Origin of the sequence: Cupriavidus sp. TMH.W2 (assembly GCF_050847365.1) — a bacterium.
In the GTDB taxonomy this organism is placed as follows: domain Bacteria; phylum Pseudomonadota; class Gammaproteobacteria; order Burkholderiales; family Burkholderiaceae; genus Cupriavidus.
This window is the reverse complement of record NZ_CP193792.1, coordinates 3,148,075-3,168,298: the sequence shown is the minus strand read 5'-3', so window position 1 is coordinate 3,168,298 and position 20,224 is coordinate 3,148,075. Positions and strand designations below refer to the sequence as shown.

Annotated in this window: 16 protein-coding genes; 15 read left to right on the top strand and 1 reads right to left on the bottom strand. The window is 60.1% G+C overall.

The features are described 5' to 3' along the window. Positions 1–135: 135 nt before the first annotated feature. Positions 136–3,030 (top strand): TIR domain-containing protein, encoded by a 2,895-nt coding sequence (locus tag ACREYQ_RS14535; protein ID WP_432258274.1) that lies wholly within the window; start codon positions 136–138, stop codon positions 3,028–3,030. A gap of 136 nt (positions 3,031–3,166) precedes the next feature. On the opposite strand, the gene ACREYQ_RS14530 is transcribed toward ACREYQ_RS14535, so the two are convergent. Further along, the gene (locus ACREYQ_RS14530; RefSeq protein ID WP_432258273.1) at positions 3,167–3,382 is read right to left on the bottom strand and encodes a SymE family type I addiction module toxin; all 216 of its coding nucleotides are present in this window, start codon (positions 3,380–3,382) and stop codon (positions 3,167–3,169) included. A 254-nt stretch (positions 3,383–3,636) separates the two neighbouring features. Between ACREYQ_RS14530 and ACREYQ_RS14525 the strand changes: the two genes are divergently transcribed. The 14 genes from ACREYQ_RS14525 to ACREYQ_RS14460 all read left to right on the top strand — a co-directional run bounded on the left by ACREYQ_RS14525 (position 3,637) and on the right by ACREYQ_RS14460 (position 20,082). Then, positions 3,637–5,207, top strand: a protein-coding gene (locus tag ACREYQ_RS14525) for an IS3 family transposase (protein WP_432257673.1) whose coding sequence is annotated in 2 segments (ribosomal slippage) — positions 3,637–4,066 and positions 4,066–5,207 — 1,572 coding nt in all. Because the reading frame shifts where the segments join, the coding sequence is not laid out codon by codon here. Positions 5,208–5,267: 60 nt separating this feature from the next. Then, positions 5,268–6,251: an asparagine synthase-related protein gene (locus ACREYQ_RS14520; RefSeq protein WP_432258272.1), complete on the top strand. Its 984-nt coding sequence runs from the start codon at positions 5,268–5,270 to the stop codon at positions 6,249–6,251. 3 nt (positions 6,252–6,254) lie between these two features. After that, entirely contained in the window at positions 6,255–7,229 is a 975-nt protein-coding gene (locus ACREYQ_RS14515) for a phosphotransferase enzyme family protein (protein ID WP_432258271.1), read from the top strand. 19 nt (positions 7,230–7,248) lie between these two features. Continuing rightward, a complete protein-coding gene (locus tag ACREYQ_RS14510; protein WP_432258270.1) occupies positions 7,249–7,773 on the top strand; it encodes an N-acetyltransferase family protein in 525 nt (174 codons plus the stop codon). Between the two features lie 123 nt (positions 7,774–7,896). After that, entirely contained in the window at positions 7,897–8,835 is a 939-nt protein-coding gene (locus tag ACREYQ_RS14505; RefSeq protein WP_432258269.1) for a LysR family transcriptional regulator, read from the top strand. Between the two features lie 63 nt (positions 8,836–8,898). Continuing rightward, complete coding sequence (locus ACREYQ_RS14500; RefSeq protein WP_432258268.1) at positions 8,899–9,864, top strand: tripartite tricarboxylate transporter substrate binding protein; 966 nt, start codon at positions 8,899–8,901, stop codon at positions 9,862–9,864. 61 nt (positions 9,865–9,925) lie between these two features. Continuing rightward, positions 9,926–11,161, top strand: a complete 1,236-nt coding sequence (locus ACREYQ_RS14495) for a CaiB/BaiF CoA transferase family protein (protein WP_432258267.1) — start codon at positions 9,926–9,928, stop codon at positions 11,159–11,161. After that, on the top strand, positions 11,158–11,973 hold the full coding sequence (locus ACREYQ_RS14490; RefSeq protein ID WP_432258266.1) for an enoyl-CoA hydratase/isomerase family protein: 816 nt from the start codon (positions 11,158–11,160) through the stop codon (positions 11,971–11,973). The genes ACREYQ_RS14495 and ACREYQ_RS14490 overlap by 4 nt, the downstream gene beginning before the upstream one ends. 518 nt (positions 11,974–12,491) lie before the next feature. Next, the gene (locus ACREYQ_RS14485; protein WP_432258265.1) at positions 12,492–13,547 is read left to right on the top strand and encodes a hypothetical protein; all 1,056 of its coding nucleotides are present in this window, start codon (positions 12,492–12,494) and stop codon (positions 13,545–13,547) included. A 421-nt stretch (positions 13,548–13,968) separates the two neighbouring features. Beyond that, positions 13,969–15,273, top strand: a complete 1,305-nt coding sequence (locus tag ACREYQ_RS14480; RefSeq protein WP_432258264.1) for an alkaline phosphatase family protein — start codon at positions 13,969–13,971, stop codon at positions 15,271–15,273. Then, positions 15,270–16,481, top strand: a complete 1,212-nt coding sequence (locus ACREYQ_RS14475) for a cytochrome-c peroxidase (RefSeq protein ID WP_432258263.1) — start codon at positions 15,270–15,272, stop codon at positions 16,479–16,481. The genes ACREYQ_RS14480 and ACREYQ_RS14475 overlap by 4 nt, the downstream gene beginning before the upstream one ends. 226 nt (positions 16,482–16,707) lie before the next feature. Then, positions 16,708–17,223: an Lrp/AsnC ligand binding domain-containing protein gene (locus ACREYQ_RS14470; RefSeq protein WP_432258262.1), complete on the top strand. Its 516-nt coding sequence runs from the start codon at positions 16,708–16,710 to the stop codon at positions 17,221–17,223. Positions 17,224–17,391: 168 nt separating this feature from the next. Further along, a complete protein-coding gene (locus tag ACREYQ_RS14465) occupies positions 17,392–18,333 on the top strand; it encodes an aminotransferase class IV (protein WP_432258261.1) in 942 nt (313 codons plus the stop codon). Positions 18,334–18,624: 291 nt separating this feature from the next. Continuing rightward, positions 18,625–20,082, top strand: a complete 1,458-nt coding sequence (locus tag ACREYQ_RS14460) for an amino acid permease (RefSeq protein ID WP_432258260.1) — start codon at positions 18,625–18,627, stop codon at positions 20,080–20,082. The last annotated feature ends 142 nt before the right edge of the window (positions 20,083–20,224 follow it).

Sequence of the window (20,224 nt, the reverse complement as noted above, 5' to 3'; positions counted from 1 at the left end):
CGACACCATGCGGGTATTGGCTTGCGAAGGGCTGCGTCGGCGATGCTAACGATGCGGCGTGCTGCGTGACACGAACAGCTCGTCATCGATAATTGTGCTTGCCGGAACACGGAAAGGCAGTGCAGGGAAGGAAAAATGAATAAAATTAAAATCTTCATTTCTTATAGCTGGGATAACGAAAACCATATCGGTTGGGTGAGAAAACTCGCCGATACGCTCGAAGAAATTGAAGAAATACATGTAACATGGGACGGTTACGACCTCGATTCTCTAGTTGATAAGAATCTTTTCATGGAGAGCGCTGTTCATGACGCGTCGCTGATTCTTATCGTAGCAACGAAAAACTATAAGAAGAAGTCGGATGAACGCTCAGGTGGTGTGGGCATTGAAACCTTCCTGGCAAGTGCGGCGCATTGGGATGGAATGCTCGAAAAGAAAAAAAGTAAGTTGGTCGTTCTGAAGCGCGAGGAGGAATCCACGCCGAGGTACCTTTCCGGTCACTTTTACATTGATTTTTCCGACGACCAGCAATACGAGAAGAGCGTAGAGAAGCTTATAGTCCTCATTCGAGGGACCGGAAAAGTACAAAGGCCCAAGAAACAGAAGACGTTGGTAGTTCGGGAAAAAATATATGAATTTACCCGGATTGAGGAACTCATTGGGCTGAATCACCCTAATCGCCGTGCTATTGTGGATTCGAGCGGTGGAACCGATTTTTCTGGCTCGAATAGAATCAAATACGAGTTGTGGGAAACTAAGTCCCCTTCGCTCGGTTACTTCTTTGCCCTACACGCAAACGCTAACATTACCCAGACTGCACAGCATGCGGCTCGGAAACTTCTAGCTTCTGGAGTAAAGCCTGCTGAGATGACAGTCCTTCGTCCTCGGAGTGCTAGGCCGGAGCAAGAGCTAATTGCAACGGTATTTTCCGAGAACAAGCTTTCAACCCAGCTGTACGAGTATACATATAAAGAGTACATTTGGGATTATTGTATCGATCCGTCGCTAAAAAAAGGTTCATCTCCAGCGACTGTAGAGAACTACACTAACCAGAGCCTCGAATGCAGTGACGCCGAGAGTGGCAATTCAATGAGAGTTGCTTCAGCCTTGGATCATTTGACAAAAGAGTTGCAAACGCCGTCGAGCATGGCGGCACATCTGGTCGTTGCTCCCGGTGGAATGGGTAAGACGTCCTTGTGCTTATCGGTGGCAAAGAACCTGCATTTTAGAAATGATCTGCGGTCATCCGTCATTCTGGTTCAAGCGGAGCTGATAAAGCGATATATCGAAGAGAATGGTGTTATTCAATCCTCCGTGGACTCGATATACGATATCTATGAGCTATATGCAAAATGCCAGGGTCACACGAATGTCTATGAGCGGTCGGCGTTTGATCTCGCTGTGGTTTGCGGAAACTTGACGGTTATTATCGACGGCCTGGATGAATTGAGTTCACTCTTTCAAGATAGATTCGATCCGGCTGCATTTCTGAGGTCGCTAAAGGACCTTCATGATCAACTGGGGAGTAGTAATATTCTACTGACAACCCGTGATAATGTGGTCGCGGATGTTGTGGATTTGGAGGGGCTAGCCATTTCAAAGTATGAATTACTGGGATTTGATATCGATAGTTGTAGGCACTACGTCACCAAGCGATTCCAGGGGTATGATGACGCAAGAAACCTGGTTGAAAAGGTTATGACGCAAATTGAGAGGATAAAGCTGAATGATCACGATGGTCGAATCGTTCCCTTTCTTGCTGATATCGCAGCAACGGTTGTTGAAGATGAATTGAAGGAGGGGGGTGGGCAGGAATTTGAGTTGAGTGAGGATTTAACTCCTTACGCTTCAAATAACCAGCTTACGGACCATATAATTCACTCTATACTTCGGCGCGAAGAAACTCGTCAAGCGCTCGGAATTCCCTTGGAGGAAGTCGTTGAAATTATAGGGGGGCTTGCTTCCGATTTTGGGTTCACTTGGACTGCGGCCGAGATGCGGTCTAGGTTGCAGATCATCTATGAAACACGTTCTCAGGATATTTTTTCAAAGCTGTCGTTGAATCCTCTTTTGGTAAGAAGGGCCGACAACTTTGAGTTGCGATATTCGTTTCTCACCTCATACTTTGAGATGCTCTTCACGCTGCAGGGGATTTTGAGAAGCAGTTTGGAGTCAGAGGTCATTCGATCGTTGAGTAGATTAAGTGCGGATGGTCAAGAAACGCGCGAGCTCAGACTCTATTTTTCTCGTAATATTGATGAGGTCAAGGCTGCAATATCAAAATTGATCCCACAGCTTCGTGATCGAGCAATCTCAAGTGATACCAATAAGGTGTCGCCGATCGAGCGTGAGAATGCAAGGGGGGCAATAGAGACCTTGCTTCTATTGTTCTTTGGCGTGCGGGAGCGATCAATAGAGGATGCAACGGCAGAGCTTCTCGAGATTTACGGTCTGTCTTTAAATGGTTCGACGTCTAAGACGTTGAATGGATTGTTTATAAAGGATGGTTTTCCTGCGATAGATTTTTCAGATTTGGTTGTTACGAACTCCCGCTTTAGGGGTTATAAGAATCTATTGAATTGTAAATTCGCTCGGACAATGTTCATGTATTCCGTGTTCGAGAATTGCGGTGGCTCTCACGTGCGTAGAGTTAACCTAGAGCCGTCAATGATCGATTCAACCTGTGATGCCGGCGATCTTCGTGAGGTGTTTGCACTTTCAAAAGCCAACAAGGATGGTGAGCAGGCCATGGTGAAGGCCGAGGCGAAGCGCTTTCTTCATTCATTTTTTCGAGGCGATCGGTTCATTGATAATAAAGCATCTCACATTAAATTTTCCAACAAAGTCCCGGGGTTGGCGTCGGATAAATTCGATCGATTAGTCGCTTCTGGTTGGGTCGTATTGGTTAAAGAGAAGACGATAGCGAGATTTTATGAAATTTCTAGTGATTTTAAGCCGAGTGTTCGAAAATATCTCGTCGATGGATATCCAGATGCTCGCATGAAACAGTTCTTTTCATCTCTTCGGTAGTGAGGATAAACGAAAAAGGGGGCAAACCTATTCCAAGTCTCAGAAATAGATCTGCCCCCTTCGTCCCTTCTCTGTCGTCGCTGGCAGAGTTTGGGGGATCCGTAGCAGAGCATCTACGAATCCCTTCCCACTGCGGCTACTCCGAGGAAATCACGACAACCTTATTCCGTACTTCCACCTTGAGCGCTTGCCCGACCTTGAAGCCTGCGCGTTCCAACCACACCCCACCTAACCGAATCCATGGAACGCATCGCATCCCACTATAGCGATTACCTTCAGTTGCCTTGACGCGGAAATGCCTGTAGCTGGTCGTGAAGGTGCGCACGTGCGCAGTGGAAGATATCTTCCGCATAGCGAACTCCTGATTCCAAACTTGGATTCGCCCGTGCAAACTGGGCGGCCGGGCACTTGAACACCGCCCCGCAGATCGGCCCGCATGTTTCCCCTTTCGGGTCTTGTATCGATGCGCGCTGCCCGGCCTTAGCAGAAAGCTATGGAAGACGCGCCACGGCTGTCGGACGTGGCAACGCTCGGGGGGTGTCCCCCCGCGGCAGAATAGATGTCGCCCCTATAGAATTTGAACCCTGGGGGCGATAAGAGAAAGAAGTGGCTCGTTACGGACAAGAATTCAAGGACCGGGCGGTAGCACGGTTGTTACCGCCGGAGAGTGCGGCGGTGGAAGTGGTTTCAAGGGAATTGGGTGTGGCAGTGGCCACGCTTGAGCGCTGGCGTGCGGACGCTATGTCCATGCCCGCTCGCGAGCGAGCATGGACAGCGGCGGCCAGGTTTGAGGCGGTGCTGGCGACGGCTGCGATGGACGAGGCCAGTAAGAACGCCTGGTGCCGTGAGAAAGGTGTGTATCCGCAGGAGTTGGAGCAGTGGCGCACCGCCGCCACGCAGGCGCTGGCTGAGCCCGAGGATGCGCGCGCCACCCATCGTGAGACCAAGGCCGATCGGCGCCGCATCAAGGAACTCGAGCGCGAGCTGCGCCGCAAGGAGAAGGCCCTGGCCGAAGCCGCCGCCCTGTTGATACTCTCAAAAAAGCTCGAGGGCATCTTCCCGAAGGACAAGGACGAGGACGCATGATCGGCCTGGAAGATCGCCACACGATGGTCCGCCATATCGAAACCGCTCACGCAGGCGGTGCTCGCCTGCGCCTGGCCTGCGAGGTAGCTGGCATAACCGTGCGGACGCTGCAACGCTGGAAGGCCCACGATGGCTTGGTGGTCGGCGACCGCCGCCCCGGGGCCGAGCGGCCCACGCCCGCGCATGCGCTGAGCATCGAGGAGCGCGAACGCATTCTGGCCGTTGCCAACGAGCCGCGCTTCGCCGACATGCCGCCGGCGCGCATTGTGCCCATGCTGGCCGATGAGGGTGTCTACCTGGCCAGCGAGTCGAGCTTCGGCCGGGTGCTGCGCGCCCATGGGCAGGCCCGGCACCGAGGACGCGCCAAGGCGCCGCGCCAAAGCCGTCCGCCCACCACGCACGTGGCCACCGGGCCACGCCAACTGTGGTGTTGGGACATGACCTATTTGCCGGCTGAGGTCGCCGGGCGCTGGTTCTATCTGTACCTCATCCTGGACGTGTACAGCCGCAAGATCGTGGGTTTCGAGGTTCACGACCGTGACGACGCCGACCACGCGGCGCATCTGGTCAAGCGCACGGCGCTGGCCGAAGGCATCCATGCCATGGCGGCCAAGCCGGTGCTGCATGGCGATAACGGCGCCACGCTCAAGGCCACCACGGTGCTGGCGATGCTGCACTGGCTGGGGGTCAAGCCTTCGTACTCGCGCCCGCGCGTGAGCGACGACAATGCCTTCGTCGAAAGCCTCTTCCGCACGGCCAAGTACCGGCCGGAGTTCCCGTCTACAGGCTTTGCCGATCTGGCCACGGCGCGTACGTGGGCGGCCCACTTCGTCCACTGGTACAACCATGAGCACCGGCACAGCGGCATCCGCTACGTGAGCCCGGCACAGCGCCACGCCGGTCAAGACGACAAGATTCTCGCCGCGCGCCACGCGCTGTACGTTCAGGCCCGTGAGCGCAACCCGCGTCGCTGGTCATGCAACACTCGAGATTGGTCGCCAATCGACACGGTCACGCTCAATCCGGAGCGCGAGATTGCCGTGCCCACCGGTATCAAGCCAGGCGCCGAAAACCAGCGTTTGGCTGCATGAATGAGGCGACATCTACCTTGACGCGCGCCGGCCCTATCGCCGCACGTCTTGCAGGATGGCGTGGATGCGCTGAGAACTTTCGAGTCATGCTTGGAGGGCGCAGTCGGTGCTCGTCCACTTGATGTGAGCGCATGTATAGCGGAACTCAGTGGGGGCATGGATTCCTCGTCGATAGCGGTCGCATCAACGCGCCTTCTCGGCGGTCTGAAGCAATCGGCTGGCATCGTGCTCGCCGGATCTGCCCGTACCGACCAGAGTACCCGACGGAGGCAAATTGCGCGGGAGATCGGCCTCCGAGACGCGTCGTTTGACATGTCGAAGCATATGCCTGATTTGGACCTGGATCCGTCCGCAAGAGAACCTGAGCATCCCCTTGGCGAATTTTATCTCGAGGCATTCGATGCAATGTGGCGTTACGCGGCAACACTTGGGTGCCACACAATCCTGACGGGAATTGGCGGCGACGAGCTGTTTCCTCGATATCAGACCGACAAGACAGCCGGCGACTGGAAAGGACCTGCACGGTTGATTGCGGCGGAAAGGGTTGCCCGATCAATGCTGAGCCGTCGTGCCCAGGTAGCCTTGGATACCGAGCCATTGTATTGCGCGCCTGGCAGTGTTGTCCCCCATACTGGCCTCATGGCTCATGCCTCGCGCTCCCCCTACATGTTGCGACGCGGACTTTGGCCGGTGAATCCGCTGTGCGATCCGGTGCTGGTCGGATTTTGTCATCGCTTACCGGAGGAATTTCGCCTTGACCGGCAATTACTCCGCCAGTATCTCCGTACTCATCTAGAGCATGATCTCTTTCCAATCGGGTACAAAAAGGAGACATTCGACTATGTACTTCCGGAGGTCATCGGGCGCCACTACGACCGGCTGAGTGCGCAACTCCGCGAATGTGCGCTGGCTGATTTCGGTTTGGTTGATATGACGGCGGTGAGGAGTGTGCTAAAGGGCGTAGCCGATACACGCGACGTTACCGCGACGGCGCCGCTCGCCATCTTTCTTTTCCTTGAGCGCTTCATGAGACAGGTCGCATAGCCTATGACATCGAACAGCGAAGCCGCATTCCGATATGACGCCACATTGGTGCGGCAGGCCCTCCTGGCTCTCTATGGCATGGATGTGCGCGATGTGCGTGAAGTCGTACGCGGAGTGAATCGTACATTCTCAGTTTGCGAGCCTGATGCTCGGACGTATTTTCTTCGCTTATACAGAACCCATGGACGAGACGAAGACGAGATTGACGCCGAGTTGCACTTGCTGGAGTGCGTCGAGCAGGATGAGGTGCTGGCAGCATCGCCCGCACGTCCAACGCGAGAAGGAGCACGCAGCTGTCGCATTGCCCTCTCGGACGGCGTGATTCGTCGTGCAGCCTTGTTTGACGCGGCGGCGGGCCGCCCTTTGGAAATGACGCCGGGCGATATTTGCGTGGCGGCGAACGCGCTGAGGCGACTTCATGGTCAGCAGCGACTAAGCGAGCTTGCGCCACGCAGACAGATCGCGGATCTTGGTGATGCATATCAGGCGTTGAGCCGGTTGGCAGACCAGTTCTCCTTCGCTGGCCCGGTTGTCGCTGCGACTCGGGAGCGCTGCAAGTACCTGGCTGCCGCTGGTTGGCCGGCCGCAGAGATGCCAGTCGGCTTTTGCCATGGCGACTTTCGCATTGCGAACATGCGGATTGATGGTTGCCGAATTACGTTGTTCGACTTCGACGATTGCGGTAGCGGCCCGCAATGGTTCGACCTGGCCACCGTTGGATGGTGGCTGGAGATTGAAGGCAGAAGCGAGGCCGCCTCCTTGTGGCGTGCGTTCGTCAACGCCTACATGCAGACACTGCTTGCGTCCCCGAGTTTTCGCCATGCGATTCCGTTTCTGATCCTACTTAACGAGATCAATTCGATCCGCTTCTTGCTCGACTACTGTGCACTGACGGACGATCTGTGGCGCGAAGTTTGTAGGCGCCTGGATGACCTGAGCTTTCGGGCGGTGTCCGGTCAGCTCGCGATTGGCTGTTGACGTGCGCGAGCAAATTCCAATGGCAACTGAAGGGGAGGGCCACGTGAAAATAGATGTCCGTCCTGCAAGGCCGCGCGATCTAAGTTGGTTCCAACTCCTGCATTCCGACGACGAGTTCAACCGATGGATTGTTCGTAAATCGGACGATCCGCGGTCCCTCGCGGATGAATTCCTGTTCAAGCTGGCAGCGCAGCGAAAGCGCCAAGGAGTATTTATTGTGGCGGATGCCCGAGGCTCGGGTCGGGGGTACGGTGTATTGCTATTCTCTGTCAAGGGGAATAGCGCTCATGTCGAATTCGGCGTGGACCCCTGCTATCAACGCCAGGGCATTGGTGGCTTGCTACTCGATGAGACTTTGCGCACTGGTTGCCGCATCGGTCCAAAGCTCAAAGGAGTCAAGGCAGTATGTCATCGAGATAACCAAGGCTGCATCTGGCTACTAAGGTCTCGAGGTTTTATCCCGTCAGAAATGCCTGAACTGGTAACGCTTCCATACCTTGGGTGGTGTCTGGCCGTTGATGTAGGGGAGATCCCCGCTTGCTGACGCCGCCTGATGGGCTGAGAATGGCCAAGCGAAAATTGCCGCATTCCGCGGCGCTCAGAGCAGCTTCCCTGTCCCCTTGGGTAGACCTTCCATGCAAGACGCCGCCTCCAAGCGCCGACCATCGTGACGTCCTCCGCTCCCTTGCGCACCACCCGCCTGCACTTCGACCTAACCACCGTCCAACTCTTCATCGCCGTGGCCGACTTCGGCAGCATCACCCGCGGTGCCGAGCGCCTGCACCTGGCCCCCGCAGCCGCCTCGCGCCGCATTCTCGAACTCGAAGCCCAGCTAGGCGTCTCCCTCTTCGAACGCCTCCCCCACGGCATGGCCCTGACTGAAGCCGGTCGCGCACTGCTGGCTCACGCCCGCGGCATTACCCACACCGTCCAGCGCATGCAGGACGACGCCGCCTCTTTCGTCGGCGGCGACCTGGGCGTGGTGCGGGTGGCGGCGCCAAAGTCCGCAGTGATCCAGTTCCTCCCCTTCGACATCCAGCGCTGCGCCACCGCCTGCCCCGGCGTGCGCATTGACCTGCAGGAGATGAACAGCCTGGAAGTCCAGCAGTCGCTGCGCCGGGGCACCGCAGACATCGGCATCTACGAAGGCAGCCTGGGCGTGATCGACCTGCCGATCGAGCCCTATCGGAACGATGAGTTGGTGCTGGTGGTGGCGCGCGGCCACGCGCTGGCGCGGCGCCGCAAGGTCACGGCGGAAGACGTGCTGGACTGCGACCTGATCGTGCTCAGCGAGAGCTCGGCGATCTCGATTGTGCTGGAGCGGCTGGCGGAGGAGGCTGGCCGCGTGCTGCGCATGCGCATGCGTGTGGGCGGTTTCGACAGCATGGCCGCGCTGGTGGCGCAGAACCTGGGCGGCGGGGTGATGCCGGAGGCGATTGCGCGTGAGGTGGCGGGCGGCAGCCGCTTTGTGCGGCTGCCCATTGCCGCGCCCTGGGCGCAGCGGCAGTTTGTACTGTGCCATCGGCCCCATGGGGCGCTTTCCTCGGCAGCGCTCGGCGTGCTGGAGGTGCTTGCGCAAAACGCGAAACCTGAATCCCTCAAATAGCGATAGCCCGCGGCGTATGCATTGCGGATGATGGCTCCATAACGATAACGACGGAGACACGCCATGCAGCGCAGACAATTTATTCTGGCGGCAGCAGCCGGGCTGGCGATACCCGGCCTCGTGCGCGCCGCCGACATTGCCGGCCCGGTACGCATTGTGGTGGGCTTCGCCCCCGGGGGCGGCACTGACGTGCTGGCACGCGTGATCGGGCAGAAGCTGGGGGTCATGTGGAACACCAGCGTGCTGGTGGAGAACAAGCCCGGCGCCACTGGCGCCATCGCCGCCGCCTACGTGGCCAAGCAGCCGCCTGACGGCACCACCTTGCTGATGGCGCATGTCAACAGCCACGCGATTGCCCCGGCGCTGCTGGACGTCAAGTACGACCCGCGCACCGACTTCACGCCGATTTCGATGGTGGGCGTCACGCCCAATATGCTGACCTGCCGTCCGGAACAAAAGGTACGCACGGTTTCGGACATCGTGGCGCTGTGCCGGCAGAAGCCGGGCAAGATCTCTTTCGGCTCGTCCGGTATCGGTTCGGCGCAGCACCTGGCGCTGGAGATGTTCCGGATGCAGGCGAAAATCGACGTGGTGCATGTACCGTACAAGGGCTCGGGCCCGTTGATCGCTGACCTGCTTGGCGGCCAGATCGACTATGCGTTCGACACCATGACGGCCGCTACCCCCTTTATCCAGCAGGGCAAGGTGATCGCGATCGCGCAGACGCGGCTCAAGCGCGCGGCCAGCCACCCCAGTGTGCCGACGCTGGCGGAGTCCGGCTTCCCCGGCCTGGACGCGGCGTCGTGGTACGGGCTGGTGGGCCCGAAGAACATGCCACCGGCGCTGGTGCAGCGCATGAATGCGGACGTCAACCGCGTGCTGGCCATGCCCGACGTGGCAGAGCGGCTCAAGAGCTTCGGCGCCGAGGACTCCGGCGGATCGAACCAGCAGTTCGGCGCGTTCATCGCCTCCGAGTCCGCCAAGTGGGCCAGGGTCGTGAAAGACGCCGGCGTAAAGGCCGAGAGCTGATGGCCGGGAACCGGCACACCCGCGCACGCTGCCCCGTCAATTTATCCAGGAAGAAGCATTCATGACAGATTTCCGCGACTCCGCCGCACAGGCGCCTGCCGCCGCCTTGCCGCTGGCCGGCGTGCGCGTGCTCGACGTCAGCCAGGTCATGGCCGGGCCCTACGCCTGCATGCTGCTGGCCGACCTTGGCGCCGACGTGATCAAGATCGAACCGCCCGATGGCGGCGACCAGACGCGCGGCTCGATGGGCTTCAAGATGAAGGGCCCGGACAGCATGGGCTTCCTCAACATGAACCGCAACAAGCGCAGCGTCACGCTGGACCTGAAGACGGAATCTGGCCGGCAGGTGCTCTATCGCCTGGCGGAAACGGCCGACATCCTGGTGGAGAACTACCGCCCGGGCGTGATGAAGCGGCTGGGGATCGACTACGAGACCCTCGCCAGGATCAATACCAAGCTGGTCTACTGCAGCATCTCTGGCTTTGGCCAGAGCGGGCCGTGGGCCGGGCGGCCGGGCTTCGACCTGATGGCGCAGGCCATGTCGGGCGTGATGAGCGTTACTGGCTATCCGGGCGGCGCGCCGGTGAAGGCGGGTGTGCCGGTGGCCGATATCGGCTGCGCGCTGTTCGCGACCTACGGGATGCTCGCCGCCTATATCGGCGCCAGGGAAACGGGCAAGGGGCAGTATGTCGATGCGTCGCTGTTCGATTCCGCGCTGGCGTTCTCGGTGTGGGATACCTGCGAATACTGGGGCACTGGCCGCGAGCCCGAGCCGCTGGGCACGGCCAACCGCATGAGCGCGCCTTACCAGGCTATGAAGGCCGCCGACGGCTACTTCGTCATGGGCGCCACCAACCAGAAGCTGTGGCAGCTGCTGTGCAATACGCTCGACCGTTCCGACCTGTTGGCGGATGCGCGCTTTGCCACCGTGGCGCTGCGGCTGGCCAACCGGCAGGCACTGATCGCCGCGCTGGAGGATAGCTTTGCCCGGGAGCGTGCCGACTACTGGATCGAGCAATTGCTTGAAGTCGGCATCCCGGCCGGTCCGATCCTGACCTACCCGCAGGCCTTCGACAGCGAGCATGGCCGGCATCGCCAGATGCGCATTGAGATCGATCATCCGATCGAGGGCAAAGTGCCCAATATCGGCTTCGCGGTGAAGATGGGCGGCACGCCCCAGCAGGTACGGCGCCCGCCGCCGCTGCTGGGCCAGCACACGGAAGAAATCCTGGCCGAGCTGGGTATCTCCAGGGACGAACAGCAGTCGCTGGCGGTGGCCGGCGCGTTCGGAGCATGAAGCCCGCGCTGCCGCCGGAAGGCGGTTCCGGCAACGACGGACAGGTCATGCTCACGGTGCAGGGGCAGATCGCGACGCTGACGTTCGACCGTCCGACCGCGCGCAATGCGATGACGTGGGCCATGTACGAGCAACTTGCCACGCACTGCCGCGCGCTCGCCGCGCAAGGCAACGCGGGCCCGCGCGTGGTGGTGCTGCGTGGTGCGGGAGGAGAGGCCTTTGTCGCAGGGACTGACATTGCGCAGTTCCAGCAATTCTCAAGCGGCGACGACGGGGTTGCCTACGAGGCGCGCATCGATGAAGGCATCCGCCTTGTCGAACAGTTGCCGATGCCGACCGTGGCGGTAATCGAGGGATGGGCCGTGGGTGGCGGCCTGGCCATCGCTACTGCCTGCGACTTCCGGGTCGCCACGCCCAAGGCCCGCTTCGGTGTGCCGATTGCGCGCACGCTGGGCAACACGCTGTCGGCGCTGAACCTCGCCAGGCTGCGCGCGGCGTGGGGGCTGCAGCCGGTGCGTCGCATGCTGCTGCTGGCGCAGATCCTGGATGCCGAGGCAGCGCTGGCGTGCGGGTTTCTTGAGGGCGTGTATGCCGCCAACGCACTGGAGGCTGAGGTTGCTTCGCTATGCGACCGGCTTGGCGCGCTGGCGCCTGTCACGCAGACGGTGGTCAAGGAGGCGTTGCGGCGCCAGACGGTGGAGGCGGTGGCCGATACCGACGATCTGGTGCGGTTGTGCTACGGCAGCGGCGATTTTCGAGAAGGGGTGGATGCGTTTGTGAGCCGGCGGTCGCCGGTTTGGAAGGGGAGCTGATTTGCATGTATTGCCCGACGGGTTGGAGGGAACATCAGTCACGATGACCACTGCACACGGATCACAGGTCATGCAACAGCGCCTCCATACACCAAGATGCAAATGCTGTTTCTAGTCGAACCCTGAAATGAGTGGGTTGGTTGCGCTATCGCAAGATGGAGATGCAGGCGCCTTTTGATTGCTGCGGGAGACCGATACGCTCTTGTGTTTGTTCCGAGCAACCAAGTGACCGCGCTATCAGGACGAACATGAAACCGTTGCATTGCCTTCTCATTCTCATCGGCTCCTTCGCACTTTCGACTGGCCATACTCTCGCTGCATATCAATGCGAGCCCGATCCTGGCGCGCCTCCTGTGGCGGAGCCATACACCGGCTACGGTCCCACGGGTTACAAGGGGGCCATTGAGCGCGATCCGGACTGGTTCAGCATGGTCTCCACAGTGAAGCACGGGGACGGCGTTACCCGGTACGTTCTTAAACGAGAGCCAGCGCGAAGCCGCCGGCAGTTTGAGTCCATCGTGCCAGTACCCCTTGGGGGCAAGCATCTTGGTGTCGTCGCCTACCGCCAGGGATGCGGCGAGTTACTCTACCCGGACGGGAAGCCTGCCGCGGTAGAGCGGTTTTCCGGTATCACTCTCGATTCGTGGGCGGACGACCGGACCTCGAGGCATGTTCGGTATCGACTCGACTTTGCCGGCGGCCCTGCGGCAGAGCATGCCTACGTGAGGTTCACCAACGGCAAGAAGTCTGCTGAGTCGCCTCACCACTATGTATCGTCCGCAAGCTGGGACATAGCCTTTGTGCAGGCGGGGCAAGGGCAGCAACTCAGAATCGAGGCAATAGCTGTCCCCGGAGGGTTTGGCGTCTTGGACATGAGGACGTTGCGAGAAGTACTGCGGCCCGAGTGGGAACGAATCTCGACCATTGAGGAAACACACACGACGGTACCCCAGGAGCTGAACGGCCCGGCTTACCTTGTGGCAACCAAGGATGGCTCGCAAGTATTTTCATTGTCCGGTGAGCGCGTCGATATCCCCCTCTTCGACGAGATTGAGGTCTTATATAACTTCTTCTTTCCCGTAAGCTCAGGCGGGCGTCCTGATCCGGTGCTGTGGAGAACAATTGACCGAAAGGCAAATGGATGCATGCTCTACAGCATGTCGTTCCGGCCGCTGCTTCCTACACCTATACCACTCGATCATCGCGGCGAATGTCCTGCCGATCATTGGAAGGACTCCCCCGGTTTTGCAGTCACGGACGCGAATCGCAAGACCCACATGTACCGTAAGGAACTAGCCGGTCCGGAGGGTATTCTTATCCAATCCGCAATGAGCATTGATGGCTCCATCGCTTTCCACTATTCGGGCGGATCTCTCATTCTGAAGAGAGATCGAGGCGGACGTCCCGAGTACCGACTCGTGAATCCTGAGGGAAGGGATATCGCAGGAGCTAGTTTCGATACCTTCCGGCGAGGCGGATGTGGCACGAGCCCCGAGGTCATGAAGGATGGGCTGTGGTGGAGCCTGAGTCCTGGTGGCAAACTCAATCCGCCAATCTACGGTTCCAGCTGCTAATTGAAGGTGATTGCTTGAAATGTCGCGGGCGTACGGCAGTGACCGAACACCCGCCCCTTAGCCTGTGCAATGGCAACGTATTCGCACGCCGCCGATTCCATAGCGCTCCCAACGTTCGCTCGAGCGTGGATCAAAATTTCGTTTCTCTGGAGATTCAATTTGGATTGGCCTTCCGCGAAGGCGTGGACGCGTTTGTGAGCCGACGCTCGCCAGTCTGGAAGGGCAACTGAAAAGCGCCTCTTGCCCCGCATCCCTGATGACTTGTCCCGAGCCGTGCCCATGCAACCCGTTTCATTGTTTTGTCACCGATTTTCCAGACAATCGCCACTCCTGAGGTGACTGGTCAACGGTCGAACCTTGGGCATGACAAAACAATGGCAAGGGCGCTCCCACAAGAGCCCGGCCGATCCGGGAGTTATCCATGCTGTTCAAGGGCCGATATTCGTTCGGCGTGCTGGGCCGTGCGGCCTGCGCGCTGATTTCTTGTGTCACGGTTGCAGGCGCCTTGAGCGCCTGCAACAGCTTTGGCGACAGTGGGCCGGCGACCATGCAGTCAGTCAAGCATGTCTTCGTGCTGACCATGGAAAACAAGAACTACAACAACACCTTCGGCTCCAGCACACAGGACCCCGACCTGCAAGCCATGGCGAAGCAGGGGGCGCTGCTGACGCAGTATTTCGGCACCGGTCACGTCAGCCTGGACAACTACATCGCCATGATGAGCGGCCAGCCCTCCACCAAGGAAACGCAGAGCGATTGCTTCCAGGGCTTCAACGACGTGGTTGCCGACGGCGCGGACGCCGGCAATCCGAAGGTGCTGAAGACGAAGAACGGCATGGGCTGCGTGTATCCCAAGGAAGTGAAGACCTTCGTCAACCAGCTGGATGACCTGGGCCTGACCTGGAAGGGCTATATGGGGGACATGGGCAACGACCCGACCCGCGAGTCGGCCACCTGCGGCCATCCCAAGATCGGCGCCATCGACAATACCCAGTCCGCGAAGGCACCGACGGCCGACGTGCCGAAGGGCGACCAGTACGCGACCCGCCATAATCCGTTTGTCTATTTCCATTCGATCATCGACAACCAGAGCTATTGCGATAACCATGTCGTGAACCTGGATGCGAACCTGGAAAAGGACCTGAAGTCGGTCGACACCACCCCCAACTTCGTGTTCATCACCCCGAACCTGTGCGATGACGGCCACGACGGTGATGGCACCGGCGCCAAGCCCTGTGTCAACGGCGACAAGGGCGGCCTGTTTTCGATCAATGCCTTCCTGAAAAAATGGATCGCGACCATTCAGGCCTCGCCCGCCTACCAGAAGGACGGCCTCATCATCATCAACTTCGATGAATCGGCCGACATCGTTCCGGCTGGCTCGACGACCGCCAACGGCGTGACGACGGTGACGTTGAACCTGCCCGGCGACGCCTGCTGCGGCCAGCAGATCGGCCCCAACGTGACGCGGCCGGACGATGCGATCCTGACGGTTTCGCCGAGCCTGCAATATAAGCTGCACTATCAGGGCGTGGGCGGCGACCGTGTCGGTGCGGTCATGCTCTCGAAGTACATCAAGCCTGGCACGGTGAGCAATACGCCGTATAACCACTATTCGTTGCTCAAGAGCCTGGAGAACATCTTCCAGACCAGTGAGTACCTGGGCTACGCGGACGACAAGAACCTGGCGGCTTTCGGTACCGACATCTTTACCAACCTGCAGTGAGCAAGACCTGGCGCAAGGCGGGAGCCGCCTTTATCGCGGCGGCGCTGCTTTGCCTGTACGCATGCAGCCGCGAGTCCAGGCCTGCCGCCGCGCCCTCCGGCAAGGCGGTGGCCGAGCTCGGGCGGCTGGCATTTTTCGACGCTTCGCTGTCGGCGTCGGGCCGCATGTCCTGTGCAAGCTGCCATAGTCCCGACCATGCCTACGGTCCGCCCAATGCACTGGCTGTGCAACTGGGCGGGCCGGACCTGCAGGCCCACGGGACCCGGGCAGTGCCGTCGCTGCGCTATCTGCGTCGCACGCCAATCTGGTTCAAGACTTATCAGTCGAACCTGCGCGAGCGCCTGACCGATACCGACAATGTCCCTGTCGGCGGCTTTACCTGGGATGGCCGCTTCAACACCATGGCGGAACAAGCGGCTGCGCCGCTGCTGGCCGCGAACGAAATGGCGAATCCGGGCATCGACGCCGTGGTGGAGCGCCTTTCCAGGAGCGCCTACGCCCAGCGTTTCCGCGAAGTCTTCGGCCGCGACATCTTTTCCCGCCCCGATGCAGCCTTCAAGGCGCTGGGCCAGGCCTTGCAGCGCTTCCAGCTTGACGATCCGAGCTTCCAGCCCTACGACAGCAAGTTCGATCTTTACCTGGACGGCAAGGTTGCGCTGAGCGCGCAGGAACTGCGCGGCCTCAGGCTGTTCAAGGACCGGGATGGCGGCAATTGCGCCGCCTGCCACATCGTTGAGCCAGGCGCCAACGGCGCGCACCCGCTGCTGACCGATTTCAGCTTCGCGGCGATCGGCGTGCCGCGCAATCCGGAGATTCCGGCTAACACCGATCGCGACTATTACGACATGGGATTGTGCGGCCCGGCACGGACCGACAAGACGCAGGAGCGGGCCTACTGCGGGATGTTCAGGACCCCTACGCTGCGCAACGTGGCCACGCGTGGGGCGTTCTTCCATAACGGGCGCTTCCACACGCTGGAAGACACGCTGCGTTTCTATGTGGAGCGCGATACCGCGCCACAGAAATGGTATCCGCATCCCGACAGCAAGCGCCGGTTCGACGACCTCCCCGAAGCGCTGCAGGACAATGTCGATCGCATCAACGCGCCGTTTACGCTTCACAGGGGCGAAAAGCCGGTCTGGTCTGGAGCCGATATCCGCGACGTGACCGCTTTCCTCAGAACGCTGAACGACGGCTATACGCCGTAGCGTGCCAGCCGTCCTTTTTCCCCGGTATCCCGCCCCGAAACCAGAGAACCGAGGCAAGCACACCATGTGTTTATAAAATCCTGTGAAAATAGTGTTTTGTAGATATTTATGCTGACTTACAAATATTACATGGCATAAGTACAAACACTAGTGCGCGCTTAGCGGATAAAAGTACTATCCTTCCGGCAATCCAAGCCATGTTGTTGCCTGAACTGCGGAGTAGGAAATGCCCCCCGGGTCCGATCTGAAGCGCGCCACGCCGTCTGAGCCCGGCCGGCGCGAACTTGATGACATTGATCGCCGCATCCTGCGGCTGCTGCAGACCCACGGGCGCGCGACCAACCAGTGGCTGGCGGCCGAGGTCGATCTCAGTCCCACGCCCTGCCTGGAGCGGGTCCGGCGCCTGGAGCGCGACGGCTATATCCAGTCTTACCAGGCCGTGCTGTCGCCGGAGCTGGTGGGCTATCCCATGCTGATCTTTGCGTTTGTGCTGTTCGACCGGGCGGTCGACGGCGTCTATGAGCGGTTCCGGGCCGCCATCGCCGATATCGAGGAGATCGTTGAGTGCCACATGATCACCGGCGATGTGGACTTCGTCATGAAGATCCGCGTGGCGCATATCGCCGCCTTCCGGCAACTGCTGGAGGAGCGCATCCTCAAGCTGCCGGGGGTGCGCATCACGCACTCCTACGTGGCGATGGATGAGGTGAAGGTGGGCGTTTCGACACCGGTCGCCGGTTAGTACTTTCTGGAGGGATCGCACGGTGCGCCGCCGCCCGGGGTGAATCATTCCCGGCCATCGGCGCCCGCATCCTGGCACTGCCAATTCTTCTATGTCTTTTCTTCCTGCGCGGACCAGGGGGGTGGCATCGCCACGCCTGTACGCCGCGCCGCTTATCACCTGACTGCCATGACTACCCCTTCCGTTTCCCCGCCATCTCATGCGCCCGCGGCGGCTGCAGGCCTGCCGCAGAGCCTTGCCTTTGTCGATGGCGCGATCGTGCCGATCAGCGAGGCAAAGCTCTCCATCCTCGACTGGGGCTTTCTCCATTCCGATGCCACGTATGACGTCGCGCAGGTCTGGGATGGCCGGTTCTTCCGGCTCGACGATCACCTGACCCGCTTTGAGGACGGCATGGCGAACCTGCGCATGTCGCTGCCGTATTCGCGCGCGCAGATCAAGCAGATTCTTGTCACGCTGGTGCAGCGCTCTGGCTTGCGCAATGCCTATGTCGAGGTCATCTGCACGCGCGGCGTTCCCGCGCCGGGTTCGCGCGACCCGCGCGACTGCACCAATCGCTTCTACGCCTTCGCCGTTCCCTTCGTCTGGATTGCCAACCCCGAGCAGCGTGAGCGGGGTTTGCAGCTGCACGTGAGCGAGGTGCGCCGCATCGCCCCGGAATCGGTCGATCCGACGGTCAAGAACTACCACTGGCTGGACCTGGTGCGCGGCCTGTTCGATGCCTATGACCACGGCCAGGAGACCGCGGCGTTGTCGGATGGCGCGGGCAATGTCGTGGAAGGGGCGGGCTTCAATGTGTTTGCCATCACGGACGGCATCGTCGTCACCCCGAAAGACGGCGTCCTGCGCGGCGTGACCCGGAAGACCGCGATGGAACTCGCGGCAAAGATGGGCCTGCGCGTCGAAGAGCGGGCACTTCCGGTCCAGGAACTGGAGCTCGCCGACGAAGTGTTCATCACCAGCAGCGCGGGCGGAATCATGCCGGTGGGCTGGGTCAATGGCGTGGCGATCGGCAAGGGCGGGGCCGGCCCGGAGACGGCCAGCTTGCGTGACGCCTATTGGGCCCTGCACAGCGATCCGCGCTACAGCTTCGCGGTGTTCAAGGAATGATGCCCGTCCGGCAGCCCATGGCGTGCCGGAACCTCTTCTGACCCGGGCGCTTTCAAGCGCCGCATCGAAGGGTCCTTTTTTAGCCGGCCAGTGAGCCGCCTGGATACCAGTAAGTGCCGCCTGGTCCGGGCGTGGTCGGCTTTTTTTTCTGAATTGCCTGATTTCCAGGTTGATGGCTGGTCTGCCGGACCAGGACAAAAGTGGCTGTTCGTGGAATTCAGCGGCTGCTGCTGACGCTGTCCGCGTTCCGGCGTGGCATGCAAAACGGGGGAGACCCCTCGGAGGAGAACCATGAGTAAAGAGACTGATACCAGAGAAGAGCGTTCAGACGCTTCCCGCTACCTGAAATCCAGGCATGTGGTCATGATTGCCTTTGGCGGCATCATCGGCGCCGGGCTGTTCGTGGGCAGCAGCGCTGCCATCCTGCGCGCTGGACCGGGCGTGATCGTCAGCTATATCCTGGCTGGCCTGATCGTGCTGATGATCATGCGCATGCTGGGCGAGATGGCGGTGGCGGACCCGGGCCGCGGTTCTTTCGTAGAGTACATCCGCAAGGGCATGGGCGACTGGGCCGGATTCACCAGTGGCTGGCTGTACTGGTTCTTCTGGCTATGCGTGGTCGCCATTGAAGCCATCGTCGCGACGGAGATGATCCAGGCATGGGTGCCGGCGCCGACATGGATGATGAACACGCTTCTGATCGGTTCGATGATGGTGACCAACCTGGTGTCGACCAAGGCCTATGGCGAGTTCGAGTTCTGGTTTGCCTCGCTCAAGGTGATGGCTATTCTTGTCTTCGCGATCCTGTGCGTGTCCTATATCGCGGGCGTCACGGGGCCGGGGCCTGCGGTGCTGGCAAATGTGGTGGACCATGGCGGCTTCTTCCCCAACGGCATCTCGTCGGTGTTTGCCGCGATTCCGGCCATCTTCTTTGCCTTCACCGGCAGCGAGATCGCGTCCGTTGCCGCCGCGGAGTCGGATGCGCCGGCCAGGAACGTGGCCCGCGCCGCCAACACCGTGACGCTGCGTATCCTGCTGTTCTATGTCGTTTCGATCATCCTGATCGTCAGCGTCGTTCCCTGGAGCTCGCTCAAGGCCGGTGCCTCGCCGTTTGTTGCCGCCATGGGCGTGATGGGCATTCCCGGTGCCGATATCGCGATGAAGTTCATCGTGCTGACCGCGGTGCTGTCTTGCCTGAACTCGGGCATCTATGTGGCCTCGCGCGCCCTGCAGGAGCTGTCGCGCAGCGGACACGCGCCGTTGGCCGCAGGCAAGCTGAACGCACGCCATGTCCCGTACCGCGCGGTGATCTTCAGTGCGGGGCTTGGCCTGGGCATGTCGATGCTGAACACCATCTCCATGGAAAGCGCATTCACCTTCCTGCTGAATGCGTCCGGCACGCTGGTCCTGTTCATCTATGTCCTGGTGGCGCTGGCCCAGATCCGGCAGCGCCGGCGCCATGAGCAATCCGGCGCGGCGCCGCTCCAGTTCCGCATGTGGGCATTCCCGTTCCTGAGCTACCTCACCATCGCCGTGATCGTCGCGATCCTGGGCGCCATGCTCTTCGTGCCCGGCGAGCGGATCCAGGTAGTGCTCAGCACCTGCACGCTGTTGCTGGTTGTTGCGATCTACATGGTGTTCTTTCGAGGCAAGCACCACGCAGCAAGCAAGGCGGCGCCGGCGTCTGACGGCAGCGATACGTCGCCGATGCCGTTGAAGGAGCGGTATCGGTCCCTGACTGGGGAGTAAAGCGTTGGACGGCCGCCCACCGGAGGCTCCGCGCAAGCCTCCGCCCGGGCCGGCCCGGCGGGCCAGTACGGCCGCCCTGAGGGATACCCCGGCCGGGCCTGGCCAGGCCGATGAAGACAAAGCAAACCGTTAATCGTCACTG